The sequence below is a fragment of the Nioella sediminis genome (genome assembly GCF_001879695.1).
GTDB classification, from domain to species: domain Bacteria; phylum Pseudomonadota; class Alphaproteobacteria; order Rhodobacterales; family Rhodobacteraceae; genus Nioella; species Nioella sediminis.
This window is the reverse complement of sequence record NZ_MNBL01000062.1, coordinates 1-2,431: the sequence shown is the minus strand read 5'-3', so window position 1 is coordinate 2,431 and position 2,431 is coordinate 1. Positions and strand designations below refer to the sequence as shown.

Here is a 2,431-nt window from a genome sequence, read left to right as displayed (position 1 = left end):
TCGAATAACACGAACTCATGTAGCCATGTTATCGGATAACACGGCCTGAATACATGAACGAAATCAGTACTCTAAACCCACTTCCACGAATCCCAACCGCACGGATCACCCCCTCGCCCGCAGGCAAACCACCCGAACGTGTCAAAAGTCGATAACAGCCCGATCCAACCCATAACAAACGATAACACCAAAATACGTGTGAAAAACACGCTTACAGGGCGCGTGTCGTTCGGGGATTCGTGTGTGACGCCCGATCGGATGGCGGGTGATTCCCCGGACTCACCCCTTAACGGATCGCAGAATCACATTGGTCTGGGCGGAGGCCACCGCCGGGATGCGGAACAGGAACTGTTCGAGAAAGCGGTTATAGGCGTCGATATCGGCACAGGCGATGTGCAGGTGATAATCCGCCTGACCGGTCGTCGCATGGCAGGCGCGCACCTCGTCGCGGTGTTTCACGGCGCGGATGAAGGCGGTCAGCTGTTCCGGGTCGTGGCGGGTCAGTTGCACATGGACGATGGCCTTGAACCCGAGCCCGCGCTTCGCATCATTGATGCGCACCCCGTATCCTTCGATCACACCCGCCTCTTCCAATGCCCGCACCCGTCGCCAGCAGGACGAGGCAGACAGCCCCACCTTCTCGGCGAGATCGGCATTCGAGATGCGGCTGTCCTTTTGCAGGGCGTTGAGAATCTGTTCGTCAATCTCGTCCAGTTCTGACATAGTATTTCCAAAAACTGCTTTATTCTGGTTCACTGTTTCAGTGAATTGGCATTTTTTCAATTAGATTGATCAATCTCGCCACTCCATCCGGGATATCCTGCCACCAGAGGACAGGAGCTCAGAATGACCGCACAGCCCCCGCATTTCGACACCTATCATCTGGATGACCGCTATGCCCGAACCGAGGGCCGGGTTTTCCTGACCGGGACGCAGGCGCTGGTTCGGGTGATGCTGGATCAGGCGCGGCGCGACCGGGCGGCGGGGCTGAAGACCGCCGGGTTCGTCTCGGGCTATCGCGGATCGCCGCTTGGCGGGCTGGATCAGGAGATGTGGCGGCAGAAGGCGCGGCTTGCCGAAAACCGGATCGACTTCCTGCCCGCCGTCAACGAAGACCTCGGCGCGACGGCGGTCCTGGGTGCGCAACAGGCCTCGCTCGATCCGGGTTGCGAGGTCGAGGGCGTGTTTTCCATGTGGTACGGCAAGGGGCCGGGGGTGGACCGGTCGGGCGACGCGCTGAAGCATGGCAACGCCTATGGCTCCGCGCCCAAGGGCGGCGTGCTGGTGGTGGCGGGGGATGATCATGGGTGTGTGTCGTCCTCCATGCCGCACCAGTCGGATGTGGCGTTCATGGCCTGGTTCATGCCGACACTGAACCCCGCCAGCATCGGGGAATACCTCAGCTTCGGGGCCTATGGTCTTGCCCTGTCACGGTTTTCTGGCACTTGGGTCGGGTTCAAGGCAATCTCGGAAACGGTCGAGGCGGGCCAATCGGTTGAGATCCCGGCAGAGCGCGTATTCGTCCAGCCCGTTTTCACACCCCCGCCGGGTGGCCTGCATGTGCGCGCGTCCGACATGCCAAGCCCCGAGATTGAAACCCGGATCGGGGCCAAGCTGGACGCGGTCGAGGCCTTCGTGGAGGCTAACCCCATCGACCGGCGGATCTATGACATTCCCGATGCGCGCTACGGGATCGTGACCACCGGCAAGGGGCATCTCGATCTGATGGAGGCGCTGCGGCTGCTCGGGCTGGATGAGACCGCCTGCCGCCGGCTCGGCATCGACATATACAAGGTCGGCATGGTCTGGCCGCTGGCGCGCCGTGATGCGCTGGCCTTCGTGTCCGACAAGGAAGAGGTGCTGGTTGTCGAGGAAAAGCGCGGCATCATCGAAAGCCAGTTCAAGGAGTATTTCTATGACTGGCCCGGTCACAAACCGCAGCGCATGGTGGGCAAACACCGGGCGGCGGGCGATCCGCTGATCCCCTGGACGGGTGAGCTGAGCCCATTGTCGCTGGTGCCCGTTGTGGCCGAACGCCTTCATGCGTTCTTCCCGAATGAGAACCTGCCCGAGAAGGCCCGAGCGCTGACGGAGACTCCGGCCCCGGTTCTGAGCGTTCCGGGCGCAACGCGGACGCCCTATTTCTGTTCCGGGTGTCCCCACAACAGCTCCACCAAACTGCCCGCAGGCAGCGTCGCCAATTCCGGCATTGGCTGCCACGTCATGGCGGGCTGGATGGACCGCAATACGCTCGGCTATGCGCAGATGGGCGGCGAGGGGGTGCCGTGGTCGGTCGCCTCCCGCTTTACCGGCGGCGGTCACCGGTTCCAGAATCTGGGCGAGGGGACATGGTATCATTCCGGGTCTCTCGCCATCCGGCAGGCGGTCGCGGCGGGGGCGGATATCACTTACAAGATCCTCTATAATGACG

2 protein-coding genes are annotated in these 2,431 nt (G+C 61.9%); one reads left to right on the top strand and one right to left on the bottom strand.

The features are described from left to right. Window positions 1–279: 279 nt before the first annotated feature. On the bottom strand, window positions 280–723 hold the full coding sequence (locus BKY26_RS09140) for an Lrp/AsnC family transcriptional regulator (protein WP_071690094.1): 444 nt from the start codon (window positions 721–723) through the stop codon (window positions 280–282). 123 nt (window positions 724–846) lie between these two features. On the opposite strand from BKY26_RS09140, the gene BKY26_RS09135 reads away from it, so the two are divergent. Further along, on the top strand, window positions 847–2,431 hold a 1,585-nt coding region (locus BKY26_RS09135; protein ID WP_131541821.1), incomplete at its 3' end, for an indolepyruvate ferredoxin oxidoreductase family protein.

Excerpts from the sequence above, each read along its gene's own strand:
- BKY26_RS09140 (WP_071690094.1), bottom strand. The coding sequence starts at position 723 with ATGTCAGAACTGGACGAGATTGACGAACAGATTCTCAACGCCCTGCAA.